Origin of the sequence: Singulisphaera photorubra (assembly GCF_045290345.1) — a bacterium.
Lineage (GTDB): Bacteria > Planctomycetota > Planctomycetia > Isosphaerales > Isosphaeraceae > Singulisphaera.
The window spans coordinates 3,328,640-3,354,175 of record NZ_CP155447.1 but is presented as its reverse complement, the minus strand read 5'-3'; the positions used below and the strand labels follow the sequence as shown (position 1 = coordinate 3,354,175).

Sequence of the window (25,536 nt, the reverse complement as noted above, 5' to 3'; positions counted from 1 at the left end):
AAAACAGCAAAATCCGTCTGAGGCGTGGCCACGGGCCGAGGGAGATACGGCCAAGCCGAAATTCCACCGCGATTCTCGCCCAGTTGGTGTGGGAAAGGAACGCCCTGGTTAGATCTCCCAGACTCGCCGGCCACCGAGGTACATGGTCAGGTAGCCATCTTCGCTGACTTTGAGCACGGGACCGTGATACGACGCGGCGATGGCGGCCAGGGTTCTCGCCCCCTCGACAGCGCGGGCGATCTTGAGCGCTTCGGGATCGATCTTGAGAATGGCGCCGAAGGTGAGAAGGCGGCCATCGAGGTCGGTCACCACGGCTCCGTCAATTCCGGCCAGGGCTTCGAGCACGGTCGGATCGAGGTCGGCAAGCGTCTGATTGCGAGCGACGTGATGGAGCGACTGCTTCGCCATGCGGGGCGAGAGATTTTCGGGGTCGTGGGGATCGTCGGCGGCCACTTCTTCGACGATCCGGTCGGTGGGCGCGATCAGTTGCGGGATCGACGAGCCTGGATCGCGGAGCACGACGAACAAGGCGCCTTTTCGATCCTCGGCCAGGTTCAAGGCGGCCTGAAAGATCCTCACGGAAAGGTCGCTCGGACACGACTTGCCGATCGCCTTACACCAGGCCGCGAACTTGGTCGGGATGTCGAGGAGCCGCCAACGGGCATCACTGAAGGCGAACGTTAAGACCCCTCCGGCGAACACCTTGATTTCTTGTGACGGGGTCAGCACCAGGCAGATGTGGCCGCCTGACCGGGTCGCCTTGGCATGATTGACGTAGGCGCGAGGACAAGGGGTCACGAGCGGCGCGGACCCTTGCACCTTCTCGGCCCAGCGGCCGATGTCCACGGTGCGGGTCAACTCCCCCTGCTGATCGACGAGGAATAATGTCTGCACGCCATCACAGAGGCGATGAAAACCTTTGATCGCGGTCAGGCGCGTATTGAACCGGGGGGCCCCCTCGGGATTGACCCAATCGGGGGCGGCCGGGTCGAACGGAGTCCCGAGCAGGAGCGTGCCCAGCGAAACGCGGCGGTTTTCATACGTCGAGAGCGCCGCGACTCGGAGCGCCTCCAAGGCGGCCGGGATCCGAAAGTGGTCGTCACCGCCGAGGAAGTCAGAGATAATCAGGTCTTCGCTGGCATAATGGAACCGTTCGATCCGGTTGGCCACATCCAGGTCGAACAAGCCTCGAAATCGAAGATCGAGGGCTTCGAGGATCACTTCGATCAGACGCCGCTCCGCGGGCAGGAACGGGGCAGGACTGCCGGGGAGGTAGAGGTAGCGCGTCCGAAACCATTCGATCTCGACTCCAAGTCCGTCGGGATCATCATTGACCTCGTAATGGTCCTCGAGCGACTGGCCATCCCACTCAATGAAGCTGCGGTCCCCGGCCGCCTCCAAAATCCCATCAGGGAAAAAGTGCTCGAGACTCCGCCTCAGCAGTGTCTGATACAGGCCAACGACTTTCGAGATGGGCCCCGGCGATCGTTCGCGGAGGACGACCGGCTCATTATTCATTCGCCCTACCCCTGCCCTCTGACCGGAAGTCACTAAGTTTTCGAGGACGTTGCCCCTCTTTGGAAGCGATTGCCCGCACGATTCTACGGTCAGGCCAATGAAATTCTACTGGTCGCGGCCAAGCCCCCGAGGTCCCAATCGATGGTGTCGTCAGCGTGAAACCGCCGACTCACTCTCCTCGAGCGGACTCTGAACCACCTTCCGAGCCGACGAAGGGGGCCGTGGCTTGTCGAAAGGAAACGGAACGGTCTGACGAACGCAGTGAAACAGGCGAACCTTACGGATCGGCGTCCCGGCTCGTTTGACCTCGAATTCCCCGATCAGATCGATCTGGGAAAAGTAGCGGTCAAAACAGTGGGGCTCGACCGAACGCCCGTTCATGGAGATGAGGATCCCATCCTGGCCCACCCAGTCGCTTGGCTTGCTCCAGTAGGTAAAGCTTCGGGCATCACCTGCACTGTAGCAGGCGACTGGCATCGGGGAATTCCGGGTCGCGAACGCAACGTGCCCGCTGTAGTACCAGTTACTCGTAAACAGGAAGGTGTTGGGCCGGTCAAGCAGCCCACGTCGCTCCAGCTCGCGGCCCACCTCGTCCCAACCATAAAGGTCAAGCGTGGGATCACGCGAGACCTTGACGAGTCCAAGCGTGCCCTTCCCCTTGCTGGAGCACGCCCGTCCTGGTTTGAACCAGGACCACCGTGGCGGCGAGGAGCAAGAGCGCCGAGAGGCCAATCACCCGGCGCGGGAGTCGCTCTGGCTCGTCCGCCCACTTTCGGCCGAGCAAGGGGAAAATCGAGAGAAAACCGACCAGGGTCCAGTGCGGCAAGACGGACCGGGTGCAGGCCACCGCCATGAATACCGAGAGCGGAGCGATGGCCTGACAGAGCAAGAACCGCTCGGCCGGCCCGGATTCGACCTGAGAGAAGAGCCGGCGTCCGTTCCGGAGCAGGATCGTCACGAGCGCCAACCAGATCCAGGGGAACAGGTAGAGCGCCTGCCCCAGCACGGCCGCGGCCAATGTCTCGGGCCGAAACCTCAACGAGCCGACCGCGCGCCCTGAAAGGCAAAGGAAGCCCAGCCATGATTGGCATTCCACCAGATCACGGGCGAAAACAGGGCGAGCCCGATCGCCGTGGCCACATAAGGTCCGGAACGCCGAAGCCAGTGCCGGGCCGAAGGTTCGAGCACGAGATAAAGAAACGTTCCCACGGGAAGAAAGATCGCGTGATACTTGCTGAGCATCGCCGCGCCCCAGGCGAACCCCACCCCGAGCCAGGGCGTGAGCCTGCCCCCGGAATCGAGGGCCACCGCAAGTCGGTCGAGCGTCAGGAGCCAGAAGAAGAGGAGTGGACCGTCGGGAAGCACAAAAGTCCCCGCCGCCACGCTGTGATAGGCCGTGACGTTCAGGGCGAACGCCGCCAGCAATCCCGCCCAAGGACCGTAAAATCGCTCGGTCAGACGCGCCATCAACCAGGTTGAGCCCGCGAACAGCAGAATAAAGCCGATTCGCAAGCGGAAGGCCGAGGCGACGCCCCCGGAAAGGACGATCCCCAATCGCTCCACCAGCGCCACCATGGGGGGGTGATCGAAATAGCTCCAGTCGGGATGGGTCGCGAAGAGATAGTGGTACGCTTCATCATTGCCCAGGTCGAGCGAAGCGGCCCAGACAAGCCTGAGGGAAGCCGAAATCAGAATCAGGAGCCACAGCAAGCGTCGCGACGTCATCCTTGACCTCGGCGTTAAGATCATTCTCTTCGCAGTCGAAAGCGGCGCTGATCTTAAACCGATCTCCAGGCTGAGGCGATGCCAAAGTCAGTTGCACGAGCGTTGCCTTTGGAGATTGCGATCGCAACGACCGATAAGGTTCGAATGAGGCAGGTTCCGCCGGTTTGACTTCCCTTGCCGGTCGATCGGGGGTCTGCTACGATCCCCCGCCCCCCGCCTGGAACGGAATCCTTGCCTCGTACCGGAGTGTTCTCCTCATGGTCAGCCGACGCAAATGGATTCGCCGCGGATTGGTGGGCGCTCTGGGATGCTTGACGGCTCAGCAAGTCTGGAGGCACGGCCACGACTACGTCTTCGCCGACAAGTTCGCCGTCGTCGAGCCTGGCAAGATCTATCGTGGTGCCTGGCAACAGCCTTGGCCGATGCGACGCATGGTCGAAAACTACAAGGTGAAGACAGTCCTGGCTTTGGCCCATCCGCCCACCCATCCCCTGGCGATCCGTGAAAAGAAAATGGCGGGGGAACTGGGATATCGCTGGGTTCATATTCCCATCGTCGACCAGCGCGGGCTTGGGGACTGGCGGGTGATCTCCGACCTCCTCGAAGAAGCCGCCGCCGTCGTGGCGGACCCCAAGAATCAACCGGTCTACTTCCATTGCCATCATGGCATCAATCGCGCTTCGATGGTTCAGATCGCCTACCGCACCAAGTATTGCGGCTGGACGTTGGAGAAGGCGACCGCCGAAATCGCCCAGACGTTCGGGCTCGTGGAAGTGTCTCACGGCCCCGACTATCGGCACATGGAATCGTTCTACCGCGAGCGCGTGCTTCCCTATCGCCAAGCACAGAGCAAACAGGCCGCCATCGCGGCCCCTCGCCAGGAACCCACCCGCCAATTCTAAGCAGGTGGGACTGAGCTCTCCCTCGAATTGCGCGCGGCCTTGGGTAGTCCCAACCGCGGCACCAACTCGATTTGCATAGGCTGCGGCCACGGACCAGATCATCAAGGAAAACCGTGGCCAGCCGCTTAATATCCGTGTCTCGACCGGCACGACATTGACTCTAACATCCTGAGAACTTACAATACTCCGTTCGCCCGCGAGTGACTGAAGCGTGCGGTAACTCGTCGGGTCATGGCAAGAACACCCGGGGTCAAAGCCGGGGTTTGGGGGGATTCCTCGATTGAACATTCGTCCCGCGCGAGTTGGCGACGTGCCCGCCATTCAAGAACTGATTCGCACGTTCGCCGATCGAAAACTGATGATCCGCCGGTCGTTGGGAGAACTCTATGAATCGATTCGAGAGTTTCTCGTGGCCACTGACGACAACGGTCAGATCCTTGGTTGTGTTGCCCTGCACGTGTTCTGGGAAGACCTCGCCGAGCTGAAATGCCTGGCCGTCTCCGAACATGCCCATGGGCGTGGCGTGGGGCGAGCACTCCTTGAGTCTTGCTGGGAGGCCGCCTGCCTCCTCGAGATCAAGACAGTGTTTACGCTCACCTATGTCGCCGATTTCTTCGAGAAATGCGGCTATCATCGGATTGAGAAGGCCGACCTGCCGCACAAGATCTGGAATGAGTGCGTGCGGTGTCCGCTCTTTCCCAACTGCAATGAGATCGCGCTGATTCGTTCCGTCGCCACCGAGTGGCAAACCGTCAACGGCGAATTGGCGACTGTCTCCGTGTAAAAGGGGTCAGGAGCCGAGGTCCCGCGGAATTGATGCGGCAATCGAGTCGAGGGGCCTTCGCGGCCCCTCCTGTCGTTTCCACGAGGTGGCTGTGAGCGGACCGGAATCTCCCCCCCCCAACCGCTGGCGCCTCCGGGCCTGGGGGTTGGCCGTCGCTGCATCGACCCTCCTCCTGATGATCGCCACCGAGCCCCAACTCTCGATCGTCTTTGATGAAGGATACACCTTAGGCCGTGAGGCACGGATCCGCGACTGGTTTCGTGCGCTCCGCGATCCCGAGCGGTTCGCGGCCACCTGGCAGCCGCCGGGCCGGGAAATGATCGAGAAAGATCGCTACCCCGCCCCCCGCCCCGACCAGATTCGCACCCGCGCCCAGCTCTTCGACAAGGACGTGCTCGCCTGGTTCTGGCCGTTTGCGCGTGAAGAGCCTCATGGCCATCCACCCTTCTATGCGATCGTTGGCCTGGCCGGAGACTTCCTGACTCCGTCCTGGCAACTGCTTCCCCGCGCTCGGCTTGGTCCGATGCTCCTCTTCAGCCTCACGGCCGGTGCACTCTGGAGCTTCATCGCCTCACAGTGGGGGAGATGGGCGGCGACTCTGGCCGCGGGCGCCTGGATCCTCCAGCCGAACCTGTTTGCCAACGGGCACTACGCAACGGTCGATGCCATTCTCGCAAGCCTCTGGGTCCTTGCCTTGATCGCGTTTGCCAAGGCGGTCCTCCCTCGAACGACCACGGGGATCGAAAGCCGGTCGCCGAAGTGGGGATGGGTCATTCTCTTCGGACTTCTCGCCGGATGGGCGGCCGACAGCAAGCTGACGGGGTGGTTCCTCCCACTCCCGTTCCTGGCCTGGACCGTCATTGCACGCAGCCGCCGAGGCTTCCTGACCTTGCTCGTCGGCGGTCTCATCGGCGGCTTGACACTCTACGCGTTCAACCCGAGTTGGTGGAACGACCCGATCGATGGGGTGCGCCGCTTTCTGGAGTCGAACCTGACGCGAGGCCGGACGATACCGATCCCGGTGCTCTTTCTCGGGCAGGTCTACGACACTCCCAGAGATTCGCTGCCATGGTACAACACCCTGGCCTGGACCTTGTTTGTGACGCCGGTCGGGTTCCTCGCGCTGGCGATCGTTGGAGCAGGACAAGCGGTCCGCAGGGTCCGGAGCCAACCGTTCGGGTTCCTGGCGGTCCTCCATTGGAGCTTCCTCCTCGCACTCCGCGCCATGCCGCATACTCCCGGACACGACGGCGTGCGCCAGTTCTTGCCCGCGTTTGGAATGCTGGCGGTCGTCGCCGGCCTTGGAGCGGCGGCTCTCCTCGAACGATTTGGCCGCTGGGGCAAGCTGATCGTGGCTTCGGCTCTGGTCGAGGGAGCGATCAGCCTTGCCTTGATCATGCCGGTCCCCCTCTCCTATTTCAGCCCGATCATCGGAGGACTTCCCGGCGCAGCCAAGCTTGGGCTCGAGCCGACCTATTTCTGGGACGCGCTGACGGGAGAGGCGATCGACTGGCTCAATGAGCACACGCCGCCGAACCAGCGGGTCGGGTTTGTGAGCTACCCCACCTCCTGGCTCTATCTCCACGACTCAGGCCGACTGAAACCCGATGTCTTGCCCGATCCGCGACGTCCGTGTGCCTGGTTCGTGATTCAGAACCGGCCCGGCGTTCTAGAGTCTTGGGACCGCGATCTGATTGCGAACGGCCACCCTGCCTACGTCGTCTCGAAGTGGGGGGTTCCCCTCGTCTGGATCTACCCCTACCACGAACGTGAGTCGACGCTCCCAGGGCAGGCCAGCGCCACTCAATAGCGGCGGATGCCTTCCGACTTGCTCGTCATCGCATCGCCGAGGATGCGGTCGAGGCGAGCCAGCGTGACGGGGGTGGCTCCCTGATCGCGCCAGACGATCCGTCCTTGGCGATCGACGAGGATCAGCGTGGGGTAAGCCTGCACCTTCAATGCTTCTTGAAGCGGGCAAGGTCCGTCCATGCCGCTCAGCAAGACCGGATAGTTGATCCCCAAGCGGCGAACTTCCTGAGCCACCAACTTGGCGCGCTCGGCTCGCGGACCTTGCTCACAGGCGATGCCAACCACTTTGAGCTTACTGGGTCCCATGCGCTTCTGGAGGTCGACCAGGTGGGGGACTGACCGCAAGCAAGGCTGACACCACGTTCCCCAGAAGTCGATCAGCACGAGGTCCGCATCCAGATCCTGGAAACGAACCGGCCTGCCTTCGAGGTCGGGCAGGCGGAAATCATTGATTTTTCGGTGTTTGGCGTCGTAGTCACAGAACGCGACGCCGACGTCAGCTTGTGTCGGTGTCGGAGCCGCTCGCGAACTCGTTTGGATCGCCGGAGGCTGCTCCATCAAGAAGGCATGGGCCGCGGGCTTGATCGGAGACGAGCCGGCGGAAGCGCCCCCCTTGCTCTTGTCGACAGGCGAGGGAGATGCCTTGGGAGCCAGTGAAGCCAGGTCTTTCCAGGTCGGACGCTTTCGCGTGTCAGGGGGAGCGGACGGCGTGGCATCCGAGCCTTCCTCGAAAATCGACTGATCTGCCGCCACGGCCATCGCGGGCGCAGACGACGGAGCCGGATCGAAATTGGGCGTCTCGAACGGAGACTCCGCGGCAAATACGTTCGTCCCTGGAGGCGGCCCAACCGCGGGGAGATTGTCGGCTGCCGGCTTCACCTCCGAAGGGGCTGCCTCGACCGGGGACGGCAGATCGTTCAGAAACGAAGGAACCGTCTCACTCAGAGCGAGCAAATCAGTGGTGGCTGCTGGTGGTTGCTGTTCAACGGGCACGGAAGCCGGCTCCGGAGTCGCCGTCTGGTTGGCCTCCACAGCCGACGGAAGCGAGGCCAGGTCGGATGCCGCGGGCGAGTTCGTTGCGAGTTCCGGCTCAAGTTCGGGCGGAGGGAGCGGGTTTGCTTCGGCCGAAGACACGTCTCCCTCCTGACCTGTCTCGAGCGCCGGGGGCAGCGGATTGGTTTCGGACGAAGCGGGCTCTGATTCGGGCTCCACCTCAGGTGTCTGGGCCGGCGGACGCGGCTTCTTCCTGGCCCCCTCCGAGACGGACATCTGCCCTGGCTCGCGAGCCGGCGGCAGCGGATCTTCGTCGTCACCTGAACTGGGCGAGCGCTTTGGTTTGCGAGTCCGAGGAGGCGAATCGAGGTCACGAGCGGGGGACGCCTGCCCCGGTTCAAGGGCCGGAGGAAGCGGGTTCGGCCCCTCGCCCTCTTCCGGCGAATTCGAGGCGATAATGCCCACCTCGCGGGTCTCCGGATCCTGGAGCGCGGGACCAACGCTGGCGGCAGACTCGGTCGCCGGACTCGCTTCCCGTCTCGTGACTCCATCCGCGCCGACTCGTCGCCAACGGACTCGACTAGGTGCAGGCGCCGGACCCACGGGAGTCCGTGCGCTGGCGGGCGTCTCGTAGGATTCGGCCTCGCGTGCCGGAGGCAAATCCTCAACATTCACCCGAGGCTTCCGGGACGAGACCCGGGGGACCTCGATTCCCTCCTCATCGAGCAATTCTTCATCCTCGTCCGAAGGCGAGGACTTTTCCGATACGGGACTGATTCGGTTCGGTCGAATCGGTGCGCTGGCGGTCTTGGATTCGGTGCCGGACGGAGCAAGCGTGATCCGGACATCCGTGTCGGGTGCGTTCACCACACTCCGACCGGTCAGATATTCCTGATCATCCTCCCACTCGGCAATCACAGTGTGAGCCGAGCCGGCGCGGACCCCGTTCAGGGTGAACGCTCCGGTCCGATCGGTGGTGGCGCTGATGACTTGTCCGCCGGGTGCGTTCCCCACCGCGAGCCGCACGCGAACGTCTGGAAGCGGTTCTCCGGTCTCGTCGACGACGCGGCCGGAGATTCGACCCTTCGAACGCACGGACGGCTGTGGCGTCTCGACATCGGCCACAACTGAGGCTCCCGGCTCGCCGGTGACCACAGGGAATGTCTTGTCTCCGACGGACGCGACCGTCTTCGCCTTGGAGGGCACGCCCGTCGTGCTGGCGCAGCCGGCCAGACATAAAAGAGGAAGGAGCAGCAGACTCGCTGAAATTCTCAAGGTGTGCATAGCGGGGATTCCTCCTCCTGACGAGCAAACCGGGTCAGCGAGGTCATGCCCCGAAGGGTCACGCCGGGAATGAGGAGCTCCGCCCTTCATCCCGCAGGTCCGTTACCGAACAATCCTCACCGTGACCGACAGCACGACAACCCGCCAAGGAGTCGCCGTACTCTCGTCTTCGGCACTTGAGGAAAAGAACTTGATTCTTTCTCAAAAGATTTTCGAGAAAAAGATGGGAACGGCCGGCCGATCAGTTCCAGGTCGCAACTTCGCGCCTTGCGGCCCGAAGCAAGGCGCGAACCACTTCGGCATCCTCGGCCGGTGGTTGAGAGTCGAGATAGAACTGTAACGGGGTAATCGAGTCGGCCGGGCGATCGAGTTGCAAACAGAGCATCCCCAGGTCGCGTTGTTCGTCGGAATCATTCGGGTTCAGCGCAGCCAATCGTCTCTGGACGGATAATGCTGTCTGAAAGTCATGATTCCGAAAATAGATCGCTTTGAGATTCCGGAGCATGCGTGCCACCACCGGCTCATGGCCACATGGCGCAAGTTGCAAATCGGTCAACTCGACGGGCTTTCCCAGGATTTCGGCGACCGTGCGCCCACACCCCTCGCGATCGAGCAACGTCCCACCATTGAACGGGTCGACGAAGATCGTCGAATCCGCCCGGCCAATCCGCAGCATGAAATGCCAGGGAAGATTCACCCCCGCCATTGCAAGCCCCAGCCGTTCGGCAAGCGTCCAGTAGAGAACTGACAGGCTGATCGGGATTCCCGTCTTCCGGTCGACCACCTCGTTCACATAACTATTCCGCGGGTCGTAATAGTCATCCACATTCCCCTGGTACCCCTCCTCCACGAAGAGGACCCAGTTGATCTGGCCGAGAACCTGCCTTGGTTTCGCCCCCGCCGGACAGCGATCGCGAATCCGAACCGCGAGCGATTCGATCTTTTCGAGGTATCGCTCCGCCTCGAGTTCCGGGTACGCATCCCGCGCGATCTCCAGCGCGATCCGGATCAGGTCGGAAGGGGCCTCGCGACGCAACAGACGCTGAAATTCCGGGCTTTCGGCAAACGGAGACAACACGCGAAAACCTCCGACTCGCGTTCCCAACATCCGACTCTTTAGAAAGATACGCAACTTACCAGTTCGCGGCAACCGCACCCGGCGCCCGACAAGTGTTCAAGGTCGAGGCAACACCTGATTTCGAAGACGCACAAAGGAACATGAGCCCCCTCAGCGGCGGCCGATTCGGCGGTGCAATCCAGCGAATGGGCGATTCTTCAAGCCGAACTGAAATGCGCCAGTCGTATGGTCTCAGGCGCCAGGACGCAGATTTTTTCGGCAGAATGGACTCTTCGGGCCTCCTCGTGACATTGATTGATGATCGTAGACACGTTGGCTCGCTGAGGAGAAGGCATGAGCAAGGGGCAACACGATACGGCCTCGCGGCACGTCCGCATGCTGTTCAACGTCGGGACGGTCGGGGGCCTGACGGACGGACAACTGCTGGAACAGTTCACGTCGCAGGGCGTTGAGACGGCCGAGCTCGCCTTTACGGCCTTGATCGAGCGGCACGGGCCGATGGTGCTCCGTGTCTGTGGGTCGATCCTGCGCGATCCCGACCAGGCACACGACGCCTTCCAGGCAACCTTCCTGGTCCTCGTGCGCCGGGCCGGCTCACTCTGGGTGCGGGACTCGCTGGGTCCCTGGCTCCATCAGGTGGCATACCGCGTCGCCTCCTGTGCCCGCTCGGCCGCGACCCGGCGGCGGCGGCACGAGCGGCGGGCGGCCGAGATGGCCAGCCCTGGTATACGCGAGGAGGCCCAGGACGATCTGGGAGTGGTCCTCCACGACGAGGTGAATCGGCTGTCTGGAGGCTGCCGGGCGGCCGTGGTGCTCTGCTATTTCGAGGGCCTGTCTCCAGCGCAGGCGGCGCGGCAACTGGGCTGTCCGGTCGGAACGATCCAGAGTCGGCTGGCGCGGGGAAGGGAGCGGCTCCGGTCCCGTCTGACGCGGCGGGGCTTCGCCCCAGCGTTGGGGGCGATTGGCGTGGGAGTTACCGCAGAAGCGGCGCCGGCATCGCTACCAGCCACGCTCGTGGAGATGACGGTCCGAGCCGTGCTGCCGCTCTCGGGAGCCGAGGTGGCTACGGGATCCGTGATCCAACTCACCCAAGGAGTGCTCAGATCCATGTTAATCATCAAGTTGCGGACGGTTGCGGCCACCCTCATCACGATCGCCACCTTGACCACCGGCGCCTATTCGATGCTGCAAAAGGCGCCGGCTCCCCAACCCCAGTCCAACCCGGACCAGATTCAGGCCCCCTTGGAGGCACAAGGCGGCGACGACGCAGGCCAACGCACGCCCCCCTCCGAAACGGGCCCTCCCCCCTTGAATCTGACCTGGACCGAGATCGCCCCCACCGAGCGGCTGCAAATCATCGAACAGCTTGCGACACAATCAAAAGGCAACTACGAGAAGATCAAGACATGGCAGGGGACCTACTCATACGTCTTGCGTCAACGCTTGAACGAGAGGTTCGTCACCGAACTTCTCGCCGGCGCTCAACGCCTCGCCCAGAAGCCCCCGCCGCCGGCCAAGGCCGAGGCACTGATGCAGGAATTCGACTCGGTCCTCACGTTCGCGATTGATCTCGGGTCGGACGCCATCTATCGGGACCTCGCGACCAAGCGGATGCGTTTCCTCAGGATTGGGACGGACGAGGAGGTCAAGATCCCGAACGTGGGGACATCGGACCACCGCTCGATCGTCACGCCAAAGTCTTATTTCGTATTCCCGCCGAAGGAGCGAGCCACATCGGCATTTCTGCCGGATCATCCCGAGGCCCAGATGAAGCGCCGCGCCGAACACTTTCCCGTGCAAGAGGCCCGATCGCGGGAGGCCGGAGTCCCCGATCCTCGCGCTTTCTTCAAGTTCGATGCCGGCAATTCCTTCTGGACGCTCCAAGAACTGTACGCGCGGGCATTCCGGGGTGAATTAGGGGCCGAGCAGAAAAAGGGCGTCGAGCAGAGGCTGAATGTCGGCCAGGCTGACGGGCCCGGCGGTCGTTGGTATCGACAGCAGATGGGCCTTGGCGATCAGAACGGGGCCATGCTCTGGATCACAACGCTGTGGAGTCCCCAGGCGGGATACAATCCGGTCAGCATGGTGGTGGCACTCGATCAACCCGACGGCAAGCTCCAATCCCGGATCGAATGGACATGGAAGTTGCTCGACGGCATCTATGTACCCGCGACGATCAAGGAGTTGGTGTATGAGTCCGGCGGACTGTCCAAAGACCAACAGACAACGCTGAAGGAGTGTGCGTTAAATCGGCCCCTCGCCCCCCATCAGTTCGATGAGAGGGGCCTCGGCCTGAGCGACGGCGATTTGGTCCTCAATCACCTTGAGCGCGTGGCCTATATCATCAAAGGCGGCGAGCCGGTGAAGCTGGCGAATTTCGGCGAGCCGTCCGTCCTCCGTCCCGCCCGTGCAAAGCCAGCGCCCACGCCCACGGGACAGCCCCGCCCCCAACCGGCGGACCGAATCTATACAACGGCGAGCCTCGAGACCGACGCCGCCGGCCGGCCGATCCGCTCGGTCGTCGCCGTCAACCCGGAGAGTGGGGACGTGACGAAGGTCTTCGACAACTCTCCGGGGCGACTGCGAATCTCTCCGGATGGGCGCAGTATGGCGTACGTCGCCGGCGAACCGTCGGCGAACCTACCTCCGTCCGAGCGGATGCGACAGTCGTTATGGACCCGTCCCCTTGCCAGCAGTGCCGACCCGAAACGGGTCGCCCGCCTGGACGGCGCCACAGGCGGTGAGATGCCAATCTGGTCTCCCGATAGCAAGCAGATCATCCTCAACATAAGTACCCGCGACGAGTCCCGCAAACAGTGGGTCTTCGAGACGTTTCGGATCAACGCCGATGGCACGGGCCGGGTACCCCTCAATATCCCCGCCCAGGACAGCGTGCAAGACTGGTCGTCCGACGGCGCCTGGATCGTGACAGCCTCCAGCCGAAACGCCAAGATCGGCTGGCAACTCTATCTCATGCGGCCCGACGGCAAAGATCAACGCCAGCTCACCGAAGGCGGGAATCCGTTCTACGTGCGATTCTCCCCGGACGGTCGTCGTCTACTCTACAGCGACGGCCCGGCGGAGCAGCGGCGGGGCATCTGGGTCGTCGATCTCGACGGAAAGGATCGCCGTCGCATCCTCCCGACCGGCAAGGGAACGGCCTCAGCCTGCTGGTCGCCCGATGGCCAGCGGATCGCGGTCGCGATCAGTGGCTCCCAACCTGAAGAACATGGGCGGCTCGAGATCGTCAATCTCGACGGCACGCATCACACGCTCCTGACATTGCCCAGCCAAGAAATCGCAAATATGCCTGATTGGCGATGACCCGGCCGCTTCCTGACGTTCCCCGATCGCGTTCCCCGCGAATCAAGGAGCCCGTCACCAAACGGGTCACCACAGCGCAGAGCCAGGCCTTCTTCAGAGCCTACTTTCCAGCCGATCTCATCGGCATTGGCGTCGCGCACTCGCGTGTGATTCCAGACCTCCTCTTTATCTGGTCGGTGCGGCTCGGGCATTGCCGCCCGAGCCCCTCACAGACCCGGACATGCGTAGGGTAGGCGGCTGACGAGTTACCTTGGCAGGCACTTTTCCAACCGCCCCTCTCCGAACTGATCGTGACCGTTTCCGTGTCAATCAGCTCTCCAGTTCAGGCGAGGTCCACTCGGTTCAGGTTGTCGTACATCTCGAACCCTTCCCCTTTTCAAACGTCACCCGACCTGTCTTCCTTCGCCCTGTGATCGACTCTCCCGATCGCCGAGTACTACGAAAACTCCGTGCCCCTGGGACTCGCGTCCATTGTGCCATCCCGCGTTCCGTTGATCTTGAACGCGTCGACTGATGGTCCCCCTTGGCCTCGATGTCGCTCAACGAGCGACGGAGCCGAGAAGTCCCTCCTTTACTTCTACATCGAAGGACTCACAGTGAACTCAGTCGATCGCGATCGGCATCAATGTCGAGGGCATGGCATCGGGGTCAAAGGGTATACCAGCCCAATGGCCCACAGTCGCTCGCGTAGAGTTGCGGCAGGGCTTCGTAAAGCTTCGCCGAACCCGTTTTTCCCTACTTCAACGCGATCGGCCATGGCATCATCGGCGGCCTAGCAATTCCCGTAGGGTGGGGGACTTTCTCAGCGAGGGTGGACAAGCGCGGACAGTTTCAGTAGTGGTCGCGTAGGCAGTAGGTGGCGCAGAAGTCCTTTTCCGGCAGAGCCTTGCTTCGGCTCCTCGGGCTGCCTTGGCCGCCCAGAGTGTCCGCGCTGTCCACTGGTCCTGGCATCGGCGGTGAGAAAGTCCCTAGGGTGGGCACGGCCCACCATCTTAACCTCCGATTCGGCAAGGAGATAGGGATGGTGGGCCGTGCCCACCCTACGGGAGAAATCTGATTCTGGCCGCCGATCAATCGCAAATCGTTGATAAGTTCATAACACAAGAGGAAGACGGTGCCCATGCACCCAATCAGGGCAAACCAGGAGGCTTGAGCAAACTACCAAGACTCGAGGACAGATTTGCAGTTTTGGCAAATCCCCCAGATCTCCCAACTAAAGTGCATGGCCACTGAAGATCTCCCGCCCGCTCCCGGTAGACGTGTTCCTTGGTGCGGTCGACCTGCCGCCAGCGTGAGCCATCGGTCAGTTCGTAGATCCGCCCGCCCTCGTATCCCTCGAACCGCCCAGCGATGTGACCTTCCCAGATCGTTTCCATGGCGGTCCTCCTGGAGGAAGGATCGCAGAATGGAAGGAATCTGCCCAGGCGTCCACAGGATTCAGAAGGACACCGTCCTGCCACCGCCTCAAAACAGCCTCGCCTGCACCTGCTTTCCTTCCCTTTGCTTCGCTTCGCCACTACTCGCTGATAACCGGTTTCAATTTCTAGGTGATTCGGATTTTCTTGCACTGGATGCCATTCACTCCCGATCGTTGCGCGAAGGGCCGAGGCTCTGGCTGCGCGAAACCGTTCCGATCCACCGTGCGAGCGCGGAATTCATAGAAGCCGGGTTTCATCCCTTTCAGTGATGCCGACCACGGGGCGATGCTGAATCGCATTGGCCATTCTTTCGGCCTGCCATCCGGTCCAAATCCCCAGATCCGTCTGGGATCGACTTCCGGGGGCAGCTCGGCCGCGAGAGAAGAGGGTGGCGGATCAACCCGGCAAAGTTGCCACTGAGCCGTTGCCCAGGCGGGGTCATCGTCAGGCAGGACGTCGATGGGCTTTTCCACCGGTCTCAGCCAATACTCGATGCGCTCCAGGCCGGGCCAGCCCACCATCGCACTTCCCCTAATAACGACCGGCTTGCCCAAGGAGTAGGTCGCCTCGGAGGATCGTCGAGGTAAGTGGCTGTCTTCAGGTATGACTCCGGGTCGTTGTTGGCAAGGGCGTAGGTATCGTTGGCCTGATAATCGTTCGTCAGCATGATCTGCTGAAGCCATTTCACCGACTTGAACCCATGCGACCAGGGCACGACCATCCGCACCGGTCCGCCGCGTTCCAAAGGAATCGGTCCGCCGTTGAGTCGGTAGGCAATGAACGGTGGCAACTCTCCTGGCGGTGTGTCGAGCACCTGATTAATGGCCAGCGATGAACGGAAAAGTTGACTCGGGTCGTTGTTGTGAAATCCCCAGTAATAGACGCGGCGGACCTGTTTCATCTTCCCGGCCAAGCGGAGTACGTCGCGCAGTGGCACTCCCTCCCAGAGGCCTTGCCCCAACGGTAGGGCAATGTTGTTACACTGCATGGCTTTGAGGAAAAGAACGCCTTTTACACTGCCAAGCTTGAGCAGCGAAGCCAAATCGATCGCAGTGCCGTCAGACTGACGAAGAGGCTTGGCGAGTTCGGCCTTCCCCTCGGAAGTAACTTCCAGTCGCCATGTCTCTGGAGTCAATCGTGCATTGACCAGAGCCTCACCCTCGAGCGTATGAGGGATCGGTTTGCCTCGGCTGACATCCGTGAATTCGTCACCTGGCGTGAGGTAAGGTCGGCGCGGATCATCGTCGTCCGCTTGCTCGCGCGCCGCGAGATCCGAAGGCGCGAATCCAGTTGCAGCTCCCAGCGCGAGGCTGGTCCCGAGTCGGAGAGAATCGCGGCGTGAGAGCAGTCCCATGAATTGGCGTCCTTTAAGAAGAAATCTCCCGCTGTCGAAAACGCCGCCGGAGCAAATCTGCAAGCAGGATTACCTCCTCGGCACTCCGTACCGCCGCAAGCGCGTCCTTCGACTCGATTGTTGCAAATCGGCACGCTAAAACAATCTCCGACAGCGTGCGTCCACTGCGACGTCATCGACCCAAGCATAGCGGTTCCACCCCTCCGACAAGCCGACTCGCCCTGCGACCGAACCGTCGAGATAGGCGAGGAAAACCGCCTCGTTGGGGAGATTCTGGTAGTCGGACAAGCCCTCATCGGCATAGGATTTCTCGTAAGGGGAGACCGGAACAACCTCGTAGTGGATGACGCCATCCTCGGCGAAGAGTCTCAACTCCGACTCCACCAGGAACGAATCATCGAGTTTGCGGGCATCCCCAACGGTCAACTCATCAAGTGCTTTAACCACCAAACCCATAAAATCTCTCTTGATCCCATGCGTAGGTCTTCGTCGAATGTGCTGCAATCGGGGTCGGTTGTGTGTGTCTCACGCTAGTAGCTGTCCTGAGTTAGAAATTCGCTCGCAAACTCTTTTCAACTGGTCCAGGATCAAATCCGCGCTGGCGGTCCAAACAAACGGCTTGGGGTTTTCATTATGGGCGGCCAAGAATTCCATGATCGCCTTCTCCAACGCGGCCACGCTACGGAAGACCCACGGCGAATCTGCTTCTCGTGATCTTGGCGAAGAACCGCTCGATTTGGTTCAGCCACGAACCGCTGGTTGGCGTGAAATGGAGGTGGTACTCGGGATGCCGATCGAACCAACGCTTCACGGCCGGAGTCTTGTGCGTGGCGTAGTTGTCCAGGACGACGTGGATCTCAACGCCCGGTTCGCGGACGAGTTGAGCGTCAATCTCGTTGAGAAACTTGAGGAACTCTTGCGCCCGGTGCCGCCGGTAACACTTGCCGATCACGTGCCCGGTGGCGACGTCCAGGGCCGCGAACAGCGAGGTCGTCCCGTTGCGGACGTAATCGGGAGTCCTCCGCTCGGCCTGCCCAGGCGTCATCGGCAACAGCGGTTGGGTGCGGTCCAGGGCCTGAATCTGGCTCTTTTCGTCGATCGACAGGACGATAGCGTTCTCCGGCGGGCTCATGTACAGGCCGACGACGTCGCGGACCTTCTCGACGAAGTACGGGTCGGTCGAGAGCTTGAAGGTCTCGCTCTGGTGGGGCTTCAGCCCAAAAACGTTCCAGATCCGGACGATTGCACTCTGCGACATCCCCACGGACTTGGCCATGTCGCGGGTGCTCCAGTGAGTGGCCCCTTTGGGCTTCTCCTCCAGGGTCTTGGTGACGACCCGCTCGACGAGCACGTCGGTGATCGCACGCGGTGCGCCGGGGCGAGGTTCGTCGTTCAAGCCTTCGAGGCGATTGGCCAGGAAACGCTTCCGCCATTTGCCGACGGTCACCGTGTTGACGCGGAGCCGGGCGGCGACCTCTTTGTTGTCCAGGCCCTCGGCGCAGGCCAAGACGATCCGGGCACGGGTGGCGAGCCGCAGGGTGCTTTTGGGCCGATTCGCCCAGGTTTCAAGCTTCTGCCGCTCGTCGTCACACAGGGGTAGTGCGGTTTTGGGGCGACCACCTTTGCTCATTTTATGCCTCCTTCACAGTAAGATCTGAGCATAAAAACGATCGCGCAAGGTTAATTAGCGAATTTCCAACTCAAGACATCTACTAGATTTCAACGAGGCGTTTCGTAACGCATTGGCGAACTGGAATCAAATCTTTGATATGTTACGTTGATAGCACACCGAATTCCGACGGAATGTACCGAAGCAGCAAAGGGGGACATAGCGGAATGCCACGAAGATATCGCACAAATCGTGAGTTGGGAACAAGTTGTCAATTATTGAGCACAGGAGAGACGTTCGGCATCCTCGTGGTTGATTACAACGCCACTCGGGTCCTGATCGGAGCCCTCCCATGCCACTGCGTATGTTATCCAGTAACCAATACAAGACCGACACCCTCTGCGACCTCGACGGCATCGTAATAAGCCGTCCAACCTCGTACCCGCTCTCTGGCGATCTTGATGCACGTCAACGATGTATCGCACCCGACGATCGCCACGGCGGTCGGCACCGTCCCTGCCCCCACGAATAGGTCACCGATCAGCGACCCATGGCGGAGCGCTTCCCACCCTCAAGGAGGCTTGCCGCTCGTAGTTCGAGTACATCAAGATTTTCTACAATCGCGAGCGCCTTCATTCAACGCTTGGCGATCGCAGCACGGTCGATTACGAGGTATGCTTCGCATTTTGACACTTCCCAATCGCCCACGATTCGTGGGGAAGGTCACAGACCGCGTGTCTGGCCGACCCCCCAATTCGCCATCCCATAGCGGTTGGCATAGGCTTCCGCATGGCCGTGGTCACAGTCGGCCGAAACCTTCGTGCAGCCGATCTAGGAATGAAAGCGTGATCCGTCTACTAGATTCCTGAATTTGCCCCTACATCACCTCTCTTCCGGTCCCATGACGCAGGCAACGAGAAGTGATTGCCATCGACTGGACGCCGCCTGCGTGAAAGAACCATAAGTGTGGAGAGAGAATGCCGAGGGCGTCCGCCAGCCCTACCGCCCCCGTCTGCTCGCGCAAGCGTTCTCTTGCGAACAGCACACCGTTCGGCGAGACTCGGGAATCAGATCGCGACTCCCGAGAGACCTACGGAGCAGCCCATGTCCGCCCAGCCCAACCCCGATCGGCTCGAGTGGTACAGCGGGCCGGGGAACAACTACAGCCACGCCTGCGGTTGCGGAAGGACGACGACCGTATCGACTCCGCAGGCCGGCTCGGACGTCAAATGCGAGTGCGGACGTGAGTTGAAAGTGCCCAGCCTGAGTCGACTGCGAATGCTCACGGGTAGGGATGGCTACGAGTCAGGCGTCATCGACGAGATCAGGCGGCTGATTCGTGACCGAGGACTCCCATCGATGAGCATCTGCGCACTCTCAAAGCGTCCAACCGAGGACACCGTGACCGTGAGCATCACCGTTCCTAGGTTCTTCAAGAACCCGGAAAAAGACGACTGGAAGCTTGTCCTGGTGGCGGGATGGGTCGGGGTCTTTTTCGTCAACGCCTTTCGGAAGCCGGTCTTCGAAGAAGAAGGTTCGATGACGATCGAGATGCAGCTTCGGGTCGCGTCAAACCAGCAAGCAAAGACGCGGGAAATGAGCCAGAGTCGGCTGCGGAAACTGTTACGGATCGAGCCGCTCTACGCCCGGCTTCTCGAGGAGAATCCTCACTGTCGGATCACGATCCTGGAATAATTGCCCGCCCCGGACGACAGCATACGGCCCCGCAAGGTGCAGGCGGCTTCCCATTTTTCTCGCCAACGCCATAGCCGTTTTCTGCCCTGTGGGGCACGTTTTTTGCTTCAAACCCAGGTAACAGCGTCGTTGCAACCCGCAAGATCAAGGACGATCCCATCAGGGTCCTCTGACGCAGTGCGGTACGTCCATGACGGACGGAGCCGCACTTTTCTTGCGCCATAAAACGGCACCTATTTCGCCGTCTTCTTCCCGGACCGCTTCGATTTGGCTGCCTGCTCCTCAACGCCGGTCTTCTCACGCAACTCCTCGATCTTCATCGAAGCCTCGGCCTTGGTCATCTCGTTCGGCACCTCCACGCCCGCCTTGCAGGCCAGCGTATGAACGTAGGACTCCTGCTCGCCGGTCATCGGCTCCTCGCCCGTGGTCCACTCTGCCGGGTCTTTGATCGCACCATTGTCGTTGTTGTTCTGGTCGCTCATCGTCGGATCTCGTTTCCAATCCGGGAAGCACGCCGCGCCCCGCCTCCGCGAGGCTATCGAGGGTAGCGCAAGTGGACGAATGCCCCGAAAAATGCGTGCCAGTAGAGTCGAGCCGGAAGCGAGTTGAAAAGGGCTCCGAACCGAGCAACATACGCTCAGAAATCGTCCCCGGAATTCGCCTCATAAACAGAACCAAACCCAATCTGGCAACGTATTTAAGGAAGGAAACGAGGGCGAGAAAAAAACGGCCGGAATGGCCGGATTCGATAGGGGAATGAAATGCTCCGAAGGCTCGAAAACTACATCAATAAGTACGGCCCTGAGGTCGGGCCGAAGCTCTACCACCTGCTTCAGAGTCAGGCCGCGCACGCAGGTGTCAGCGCACGGCTCCGCCGCAAGCTCGACGTGCTGGAGGGACGGACCCCGGCCCCGGTGAAGCGTGCGGATGACAAGCCGCTACCCCTCTTCCCGGAAGTCGAGAACGAGCCGGTGTCAGCCGATCTGGTCGCCTGCGCCTGAGCCGCGTGCGAAATACGGTGTGAAATAACCCCCGTGGCCACGGATGGTCCGGGGGTTCTTTCATGCGCAGCGGGGGCTGCTGTGTGTGGCGCGATGAGGGCTCCCTGAAAACAGAGGCCCATGGCACGCCTGGCAGACGGTCTTTTACATTCGGCCATCTACATTATTTCGGACGAGGCGCTCGCCATTCGAGTACAACGAGGTTTTCTACAATCGCAAGCGTCTTTATTCGACGCTTGACTATCGCAGTCCGGTCGATTACGAGGTACGCTTCGCATCTTGACACCTCTCGAGTGCCCACGATTCGTGGGGAAGGTCACCCACCCGGCGGTGGCGGATCGACGGTGTGTAAGGGATAACTTGGGGTCGTTCACAGCGTTGAACGCCATGCATTGAGAAGCCGCCTACGGAGGTTAGAAAATGCCGCCAGATCCGCCTCGAATCGATGGGTTCGCCAAAGTGCGGGGCGAGAAGGTTTACGCACGCGACCTCCGTGCTCACGATATGGCGGGCTGGCCTCGAAAGACCCATCACGCCCTGCTATTGAGGGCTGGGACCGCTGAGCATAAAGTCAACTTTATGCCGTCAGCGGTGAAGCAGCTACCAACGCCGCCGTTGACGACCGTTACGGCCAGCGATATCAAATTGAATGCCATTCTGCCATTCGTGAAGACCAAAGCGTTCGGCAAGTCCTGGTTCGTGCCCGATGGCGCAGTTCCTGACCACGCCGCACAACCTGTCGCAATGCTTATATTCGAAACGGCCGAGGCGCTTCGTGATGCACTAGAGTGGCTGGTCGCCGGAAACTCACTGTTCCGCTTGGGGGATAGGGTTTCGACTCGTGAGCAGGATGTCAGGCGGCTGATCGATCCACTGCTCGCCGTCCAGCAACGCGAGGAGGATACGGCATATGCGTCTATCAACTATGTCCGCATTGGGTATACCCCAGTCGACAAGTTCTCGCATGTGAAGAACGGCCCACACAACCCAGCCGACGTTGGGCCGACTCCTTTAGATGATAAGCGCAACCTCGAAACTAACATCGAGGCTCTCCAGGCACGCGACGCCATCGAAAAGGAGATTGCCGAGACCGGTTGGACGGTCATCTCACGCAACTTCGCCACGCAAACAACCGACCCGATGTTCATGGAGCCCGAAGCTGGGATCGGCTGGTGGGACCGTGATGGGAAAGAGTTGCACTTGGTGGTTGGCACCCAGTCACCCAGCGACGACCGAAGCGACGTCAAGGAGATCTTTAGCGAACCAGGATGCCCCCTCGACGACGTGCGCATTGTTTTGCACGCCTGCTTCCCTGGCGGCGGATTTGGCGGGAGGGACAAATCCAGCTTCCCGATCTATCTGGCGTTGGCGGCCGCGTTCTCGAAGCTGCCTGTCCGCCTGGCCTACGATAGGTTCGAGCAATTTCTCTGTGGCATCAAACGCCATGCCTCAGCCATTCAGGCCAGCGTAGCGTACGACAAGGACGGAACGCCGCAGGCCATGCAGTCGACTATCATAATGGACGGCGGCGGGGAGGCGAACTTAACGGGAGCGGTCGTAGGACTTGCAGCCCTCCACGCCGCTGGCCCGTATCGCATCCCTCGAACGGTAATCAGCGCTCGCGGGGTCCACACGACGGCTGCGCCAGCCGGATCGATGCGCGGCTTTGGTATCCCGCAGGCTACGCTGGCGATCGAGAGCTTGATCGACGAGATTGCCGGGCGACTTGGAGTCGACCCCATCGAATACCGGATCAGGCACTGCCTGAATCAAGGTGAGCGGGATGTTACAGGTATGACCTTGGATCACCATCTGGCCAACGTCAAGTTATGCGAGATGGCGCAGAAGGAACCGCTCTGGGTGCAAAGAAACGCCGAGAAGGCCAGGCGTGACCGAAAAGACTTAGTTAGCTACGGTGTGGGTTTTGCCTGCTGTATGGAGGCGTACGGCACTTCGAGCGATGCCGCCCTGACAGAAGTCGTCCTGAACTCCGATGGATCGATCCAGCTGAATTCGTCCAGCGTCGACATGGGACAGGGTAGCGCGACCTCGATCGCGATTGAAGCGATCGGAACCCTCGGTCGGGCAGCCGACACAGTCAGAATGGGCGAATCCGAAATTTTCGAAGTACTCGAGCTGGTGAAGGGTCTACCTTCCAGCGACACAGGGAATGTGTTCCTAACGCCCAAGATCGTTAACTCGTCGAGCGCCTCGGTTACGGCGTTCCACCACCTGCATGCCGTGGACGAAGCGTGTAAGGTGGTGTTCGACCATGGCATACTCCGCGCGGCGTATGACATTTGGGGAACGCACCCTGGGGAGACCAACTGGCGAGACGGAGAGTTGACCGCCGACGGCCTCAAGCCCATTCCTTTGAAGGACCTTGCCCAGCAAGCTCACCGATCTGGCTACGTAGTCGGCGCGATGGTTCACACCTTCTTCCAACACTCATTCGCGACGGCGAAATTCACCATCGATGGAAGCAAGGTCGAGCGTGCAATCGATGCCCTTGCGATCACTCGAGGCGGGTCTCCGAAGAGGGACCGGCAAAACCGCGAGGAAGCGTCCTTTCCTTCAAGCGCCGTGAAAAACTATCGTCGAACGCTCTACGCGTCGGCTGGGCATTTGGTGGCGGTGCAGGTTCATCTGCCGACCGGGCGCGTCCGCGTTCTTGAAGTCGTCAATCTCCTCGACGCTGGCGACGTTCATCACCAAGCTTTACTGGCGGGCCAAGTCGAGGGCGGGTTCGCCATGGGGCTTGGATACGCCCTCCTGGAGGAACTTCCGCCAGCTCCCATGGGGGTGGATGGCAGTTGGAACCTCCATCGGTACCAGGTCCCGCGCGCGAAGCATATGCCGCTAGAAAAATTCGAATTCAAACTCGTCCCGTTGGGCTCTGCCTCCGTTCTGGGGAGCGGACCGCCGATGCGGAAAAAGGGAATTGCCGAGGCGACGATGACGACGGTGGCGCCTGCCGTTGTAAACGCGGTCGCCCACGCGATTGGAGTCCGCATCAACTCCCTGCCGATTACCCCGCCCAAGGTTCTCGAAGCCCTGAGGTCCCTATGAGTGGAATTGTTCGCGAGAAAATCAAGCAGTTTGTGCTTACCGTTAATGGCAAGGAGTATGAACGAACGGACGCCAGGGCGGATGAATTGCTGATCGATTTCCTGCACGAGGAATGCGAACTTACCGGGACCAAGTTCAGCTGTGGCGTTGGAGCATGCGGTTCTTGCAAAGTAGCAGTTCAGGTGACCAAGGACGCCCCGATGGTGCCGGTGCTCGCCTGTTACGCTCGCTTGAAGTCCGTGGTAGGGATGTATGTAACGACGGTTGAAGGGCTGGAGGCCCAGGGCAACCTCCATCCTTTGCAAAAGGCGTTCTTGGAAGAACATTCGTTCCAGTGCGGGTATTCGACTCCCGGCTTCCTGATGGCAGCTCGGATCCTGATGAACGATCTGGAGCGGTCGCCTGTATATCGTGACCGGCTCGATGACGTGATTCTAGAGGCCATCGGTGGCCATATCTGCCGGTGTACAGGCTATCTTCGCTATATCAAGGCCATTCGGCGGGTCATCCTGGCCACACCGGGGCTCGTGATCACTGGTACGACCCCCACCATCACCTCCACGCCTTCGGTTATCTCGTTTCAGATTTCGAAGCAGTCCACCAACGACTTGCTCCCCGAAACACTCGTCGGACGATTCGATGATCCGGAGGGCGGTGTTGAGTTCGTCGGTGATTTCGACTGGAGCGCCTGCCGCCGGGCATGGGTCAAAGTAAGCCCTTCGAGCATCCGCACGGGGGTTCGCGTGCGCGATTTAAATCTAGGTATGTTCTTCTTTCAGCCGTATCAACCGAATGAGGAAGACCTCGACAGCCTGCGATTCGAATTGACATCCGCGCGTGAGATCGACTCAAGGCAGCCGCTGGCGGCGGCAGCTTGGGGCGTGCCAGTGCCAGTGAGCTTCCGCGGCGAAATGAGCTTCGGCGCGATGAGGGTGCCTGTCCAGGCGAACCTTCTGGCTCGTTTGCTCTCGCGAACCCATATGCGGCTGACTTCGCAGGAACCGCTCGCAGTGGACATGCGCGACCTCGCCTTCCCGATAGAGTCCTTCTCCAGTGAGTTTGGGCTAAACCTTAGCTTCATTGTCCAGATAAACGTAGACGTAATCGTCCCATACGAAGTGCATTAACAAACGCTACTCGCGTCAAACTCCCGAGCGAAGCGATGGCGGCTTCCAACCGATGTTCTCGAAAATGAATTTCGGAAACCTGCCCGGTTCGTCAAAACCCCTCGCTTTACCCATAAAAGCAACAAGAACTTACGCGATTAACCCAATTCGGTTATCGAGTTTCTTGGGTGCTTCACCAAGCAGGTGCGTTGCCTGGAGCGGGGCTTGCCCCGCTCCCGCCAAATCTCCCCCTCACAAATCCTCGCTGATGCAAATCGTGGTGTGCCCCCGGCCAGGCACGGTGTTGATCCAGATACGCTCGTCGTCGATCAGGTAGCTCGACCGGATCTCGTGTCCACCCACTACGCCGTGGACGTTCTTCAGCTTCTGCTCGGTAAGCGATTGAAATAACCAGTCTTGTGCTGCCTGATCGCCTGGAAGACGGACCATATTGCTCGTCCTCCGGAGTCAGACGATGCCACGTGTCGCCAATTCTGCCCTCCCAGTCCTCTGGCGTCGGCGACTGCAACAGGAGTCCGACAGCGGGCTCAGCATCGGCCGGTTCTACCAAGGCCAAGGGATCTCGACCGCGTCTTTCCACGCTTGGAAGCGACGCCTCGCCTCAGATTCGCCTTGCCCTGCCCCCTCCCCGGCTCGCGAACCGGCATTCGTGCCGGTCATCCTCGCCGCCGCGACCGAGTCGCGTTCTGGCGATTCCACCGAGTTCCTCACCATCCGACTCACCGACGGCAAATCGCAGAATGGATCGAAGGTCGTGAACCATCGCTCTTTTCTTTCCAAGCTCTCCCTGGCTTCCTTGGGTGAATTCTTCCAAAGTGAAATGGTGGTTTGACCTGGCGTCATCCG

At 60.8% G+C, this 25,536-nt stretch carries 20 protein-coding genes and 1 pseudogene; 9 read left to right on the top strand and 12 right to left on the bottom strand.

Annotated features, from left to right (window positions below; all coding sequences use genetic code 11):
* Positions 1 to 108: 108 nt before the first annotated feature.
* From V5E97_RS12885 to V5E97_RS12870, 4 genes are all read right to left on the bottom strand, one after another.
* Positions 109 to 1,518, bottom strand: coding sequence for a hypothetical protein (locus V5E97_RS12885; RefSeq protein ID WP_406699726.1), 1,410 nt, complete (start codon positions 1,516 to 1,518; stop codon positions 109 to 111).
* Between the two features lie 150 nt (positions 1,519 to 1,668).
* On the bottom strand, positions 1,669 to 2,106 hold the full coding sequence (locus V5E97_RS12880; protein ID WP_406699725.1) for a hypothetical protein: 438 nt from the start codon (positions 2,104 to 2,106) through the stop codon (positions 1,669 to 1,671).
* Between the two features lie 31 nt (positions 2,107 to 2,137).
* Entirely contained in the window at positions 2,138 to 2,557 is a 420-nt protein-coding gene (locus V5E97_RS12875) for a hypothetical protein (RefSeq protein ID WP_406699724.1), read from the bottom strand.
* The gene (locus V5E97_RS12870) at positions 2,554 to 3,243 is read right to left on the bottom strand and encodes a glycosyltransferase family 39 protein (protein WP_406699723.1); all 690 of its coding nucleotides are present in this window, start codon (positions 3,241 to 3,243) and stop codon (positions 2,554 to 2,556) included. Before V5E97_RS12870 ends, V5E97_RS12875 begins: the two co-directional genes overlap by 4 nt.
* A gap of 257 nt (positions 3,244 to 3,500) precedes the next feature.
* On the opposite strand from V5E97_RS12870, the gene V5E97_RS12865 reads away from it, so the two are divergent.
* The 3 genes from V5E97_RS12865 (at position 3,501) to V5E97_RS12855 (ending at position 6,739) form a co-directional block, all read left to right on the top strand.
* Positions 3,501 to 4,145, top strand: a complete 645-nt coding sequence (locus tag V5E97_RS12865; protein ID WP_406699722.1) for a tyrosine protein phosphatase — start codon at positions 3,501 to 3,503, stop codon at positions 4,143 to 4,145.
* 280 nt (positions 4,146 to 4,425) lie between these two features.
* On the top strand, positions 4,426 to 4,929 hold the full coding sequence (locus V5E97_RS12860) for an N-acetyltransferase (RefSeq protein ID WP_406699721.1): 504 nt from the start codon (positions 4,426 to 4,428) through the stop codon (positions 4,927 to 4,929).
* 91 nt (positions 4,930 to 5,020) lie between these two features.
* A complete protein-coding gene (locus tag V5E97_RS12855; protein WP_406699720.1) occupies positions 5,021 to 6,739 on the top strand; it encodes an ArnT family glycosyltransferase in 1,719 nt (572 codons plus the stop codon).
* On the opposite strand, the gene V5E97_RS12850 is transcribed toward V5E97_RS12855, so the two are convergent.
* Positions 6,733 to 9,015 carry a redoxin domain-containing protein gene (locus tag V5E97_RS12850; RefSeq protein WP_406699719.1) on the bottom strand — a complete coding sequence of 761 codons (2,283 nt, stop codon included), beginning with the start codon at positions 9,013 to 9,015 and terminating at the stop codon, positions 6,733 to 6,735. The two genes, V5E97_RS12855 and V5E97_RS12850, sit on opposite strands and share 7 nt — an antisense overlap.
* Before the next feature lie 241 nt (positions 9,016 to 9,256).
* Positions 9,257 to 10,093 (bottom strand): SirB1 family protein, encoded by an 837-nt coding sequence (locus V5E97_RS12845; protein ID WP_406699718.1) that lies wholly within the window; start codon positions 10,091 to 10,093, stop codon positions 9,257 to 9,259.
* A 333-nt stretch (positions 10,094 to 10,426) separates the two neighbouring features.
* Between V5E97_RS12845 and V5E97_RS12840 the strand changes: the two genes are divergently transcribed.
* A complete protein-coding gene (locus tag V5E97_RS12840; RefSeq protein WP_406699717.1) occupies positions 10,427 to 13,417 on the top strand; it encodes a sigma-70 family RNA polymerase sigma factor in 2,991 nt (996 codons plus the stop codon).
* A 1,130-nt stretch (positions 13,418 to 14,547) separates the two neighbouring features.
* Here the strand turns inward: V5E97_RS12840 and V5E97_RS12835 are convergent.
* From V5E97_RS12835 to V5E97_RS12820, 4 genes and pseudogenes are all read right to left on the bottom strand, one after another.
* Positions 14,548 to 14,793 (bottom strand): hypothetical protein, encoded by a 246-nt coding sequence (locus V5E97_RS12835; RefSeq protein ID WP_406699716.1) that lies wholly within the window; start codon positions 14,791 to 14,793, stop codon positions 14,548 to 14,550.
* A gap of 520 nt (positions 14,794 to 15,313) precedes the next feature.
* Positions 15,314 to 16,189 carry a molybdopterin-dependent oxidoreductase gene (locus V5E97_RS12830; protein WP_406699715.1) on the bottom strand — a complete coding sequence of 292 codons (876 nt, stop codon included), beginning with the start codon at positions 16,187 to 16,189 and terminating at the stop codon, positions 15,314 to 15,316.
* A gap of 135 nt (positions 16,190 to 16,324) precedes the next feature.
* Positions 16,325 to 16,645 carry a GNAT family N-acetyltransferase gene (locus V5E97_RS12825; RefSeq protein ID WP_406699714.1) on the bottom strand — a complete coding sequence of 107 codons (321 nt, stop codon included), beginning with the start codon at positions 16,643 to 16,645 and terminating at the stop codon, positions 16,325 to 16,327.
* A gap of 69 nt (positions 16,646 to 16,714) precedes the next feature.
* Positions 16,715 to 17,819: pseudogene (locus V5E97_RS12820) on the bottom strand (IS630 family transposase).
* 1,083 nt (positions 17,820 to 18,902) lie between these two features.
* On the opposite strand from V5E97_RS12820, the gene V5E97_RS12815 reads away from it, so the two are divergent.
* Positions 18,903 to 19,493, top strand: coding sequence for a hypothetical protein (locus V5E97_RS12815; RefSeq protein ID WP_406699713.1), 591 nt, complete (start codon positions 18,903 to 18,905; stop codon positions 19,491 to 19,493).
* A gap of 233 nt (positions 19,494 to 19,726) precedes the next feature.
* Here V5E97_RS12815 and V5E97_RS12810 read toward each other — a convergent pair whose 3' ends face one another.
* Complete coding sequence (locus V5E97_RS12810; protein WP_406699712.1) at positions 19,727 to 19,975, bottom strand: DUF3072 domain-containing protein; 249 nt, start codon at positions 19,973 to 19,975, stop codon at positions 19,727 to 19,729.
* A gap of 279 nt (positions 19,976 to 20,254) precedes the next feature.
* On the opposite strand from V5E97_RS12810, the gene V5E97_RS12805 reads away from it, so the two are divergent.
* The 3 genes from V5E97_RS12805 (at position 20,255) to V5E97_RS12795 (ending at position 24,690) form a co-directional block, all read left to right on the top strand.
* Complete coding sequence (locus V5E97_RS12805; protein ID WP_406699711.1) at positions 20,255 to 20,494, top strand: hypothetical protein; 240 nt, start codon at positions 20,255 to 20,257, stop codon at positions 20,492 to 20,494.
* A gap of 420 nt (positions 20,495 to 20,914) precedes the next feature.
* Positions 20,915 to 23,563 carry a xanthine dehydrogenase family protein molybdopterin-binding subunit gene (locus tag V5E97_RS12800; RefSeq protein ID WP_406699710.1) on the top strand — a complete coding sequence of 883 codons (2,649 nt, stop codon included), beginning with the start codon at positions 20,915 to 20,917 and terminating at the stop codon, positions 23,561 to 23,563.
* Complete coding sequence (locus V5E97_RS12795; protein ID WP_406699709.1) at positions 23,560 to 24,690, top strand: (2Fe-2S)-binding protein; 1,131 nt, start codon at positions 23,560 to 23,562, stop codon at positions 24,688 to 24,690. The genes V5E97_RS12800 and V5E97_RS12795 overlap by 4 nt, the downstream gene beginning before the upstream one ends.
* Positions 24,691 to 24,921: 231 nt before the next feature.
* On the opposite strand, the gene V5E97_RS12790 is transcribed toward V5E97_RS12795, so the two are convergent.
* Positions 24,922 to 25,119, bottom strand: coding sequence for a hypothetical protein (locus V5E97_RS12790; RefSeq protein ID WP_406699708.1), 198 nt, complete (start codon positions 25,117 to 25,119; stop codon positions 24,922 to 24,924).
* A 25-nt stretch (positions 25,120 to 25,144) separates the two neighbouring features.
* On the opposite strand from V5E97_RS12790, the gene tnpA reads away from it, so the two are divergent.
* The gene (gene tnpA, locus V5E97_RS12785; protein WP_406699707.1) at positions 25,145 to 25,522 is read left to right on the top strand and encodes an IS66 family insertion sequence element accessory protein TnpA; all 378 of its coding nucleotides are present in this window, start codon (positions 25,145 to 25,147) and stop codon (positions 25,520 to 25,522) included.
* Positions 25,523 to 25,536 lie beyond the last annotated feature (14 nt).

Excerpts from the sequence above, each read along its gene's own strand:
- V5E97_RS12885 (WP_406699726.1), bottom strand. The coding sequence starts at position 1,518 with ATGAATAATGAGCCGGTCGTCCTCCGCGAACGATCGCCGGGGCCCATC.
- V5E97_RS12870 (WP_406699723.1), bottom strand. The coding sequence starts at position 3,243 with ATGACGTCGCGACGCTTGCTGTGGCTCCTGATTCTGATTTCGGCTTCC.
- V5E97_RS12865 (WP_406699722.1), top strand. The coding sequence starts at position 3,501 with ATGGTCAGCCGACGCAAATGGATTCGCCGCGGATTGGTGGGCGCTCTG.
- V5E97_RS12850 (WP_406699719.1), bottom strand. The coding sequence starts at position 9,015 with ATGCACACCTTGAGAATTTCAGCGAGTCTGCTGCTCCTTCCTCTTTTA.
- V5E97_RS12840 (WP_406699717.1), top strand. The coding sequence starts at position 10,427 with ATGAGCAAGGGGCAACACGATACGGCCTCGCGGCACGTCCGCATGCTG.
- V5E97_RS12835 (WP_406699716.1), bottom strand. The coding sequence starts at position 14,793 with ATGGAAACGATCTGGGAAGGTCACATCGCTGGGCGGTTCGAGGGATAC.
- V5E97_RS12830 (WP_406699715.1), bottom strand. The coding sequence starts at position 16,189 with ATGGGACTGCTCTCACGCCGCGATTCTCTCCGACTCGGGACCAGCCTC.
- V5E97_RS12825 (WP_406699714.1), bottom strand. The coding sequence starts at position 16,645 with ATGGGTTTGGTGGTTAAAGCACTTGATGAGTTGACCGTTGGGGATGCC.
- V5E97_RS12815 (WP_406699713.1), top strand. The coding sequence starts at position 18,903 with ATGTCCGCCCAGCCCAACCCCGATCGGCTCGAGTGGTACAGCGGGCCG.
- V5E97_RS12810 (WP_406699712.1), bottom strand. The coding sequence starts at position 19,975 with ATGAGCGACCAGAACAACAACGACAATGGTGCGATCAAAGACCCGGCA.
- V5E97_RS12805 (WP_406699711.1), top strand. The coding sequence starts at position 20,255 with ATGCTCCGAAGGCTCGAAAACTACATCAATAAGTACGGCCCTGAGGTC.
- V5E97_RS12800 (WP_406699710.1), top strand. The coding sequence starts at position 20,915 with ATGCCGCCAGATCCGCCTCGAATCGATGGGTTCGCCAAAGTGCGGGGC.
- V5E97_RS12795 (WP_406699709.1), top strand. The coding sequence starts at position 23,560 with ATGAGTGGAATTGTTCGCGAGAAAATCAAGCAGTTTGTGCTTACCGTT.
- V5E97_RS12790 (WP_406699708.1), bottom strand. The coding sequence starts at position 25,119 with ATGGTCCGTCTTCCAGGCGATCAGGCAGCACAAGACTGGTTATTTCAA.
- tnpA (WP_406699707.1), top strand. The coding sequence starts at position 25,145 with ATGCCACGTGTCGCCAATTCTGCCCTCCCAGTCCTCTGGCGTCGGCGA.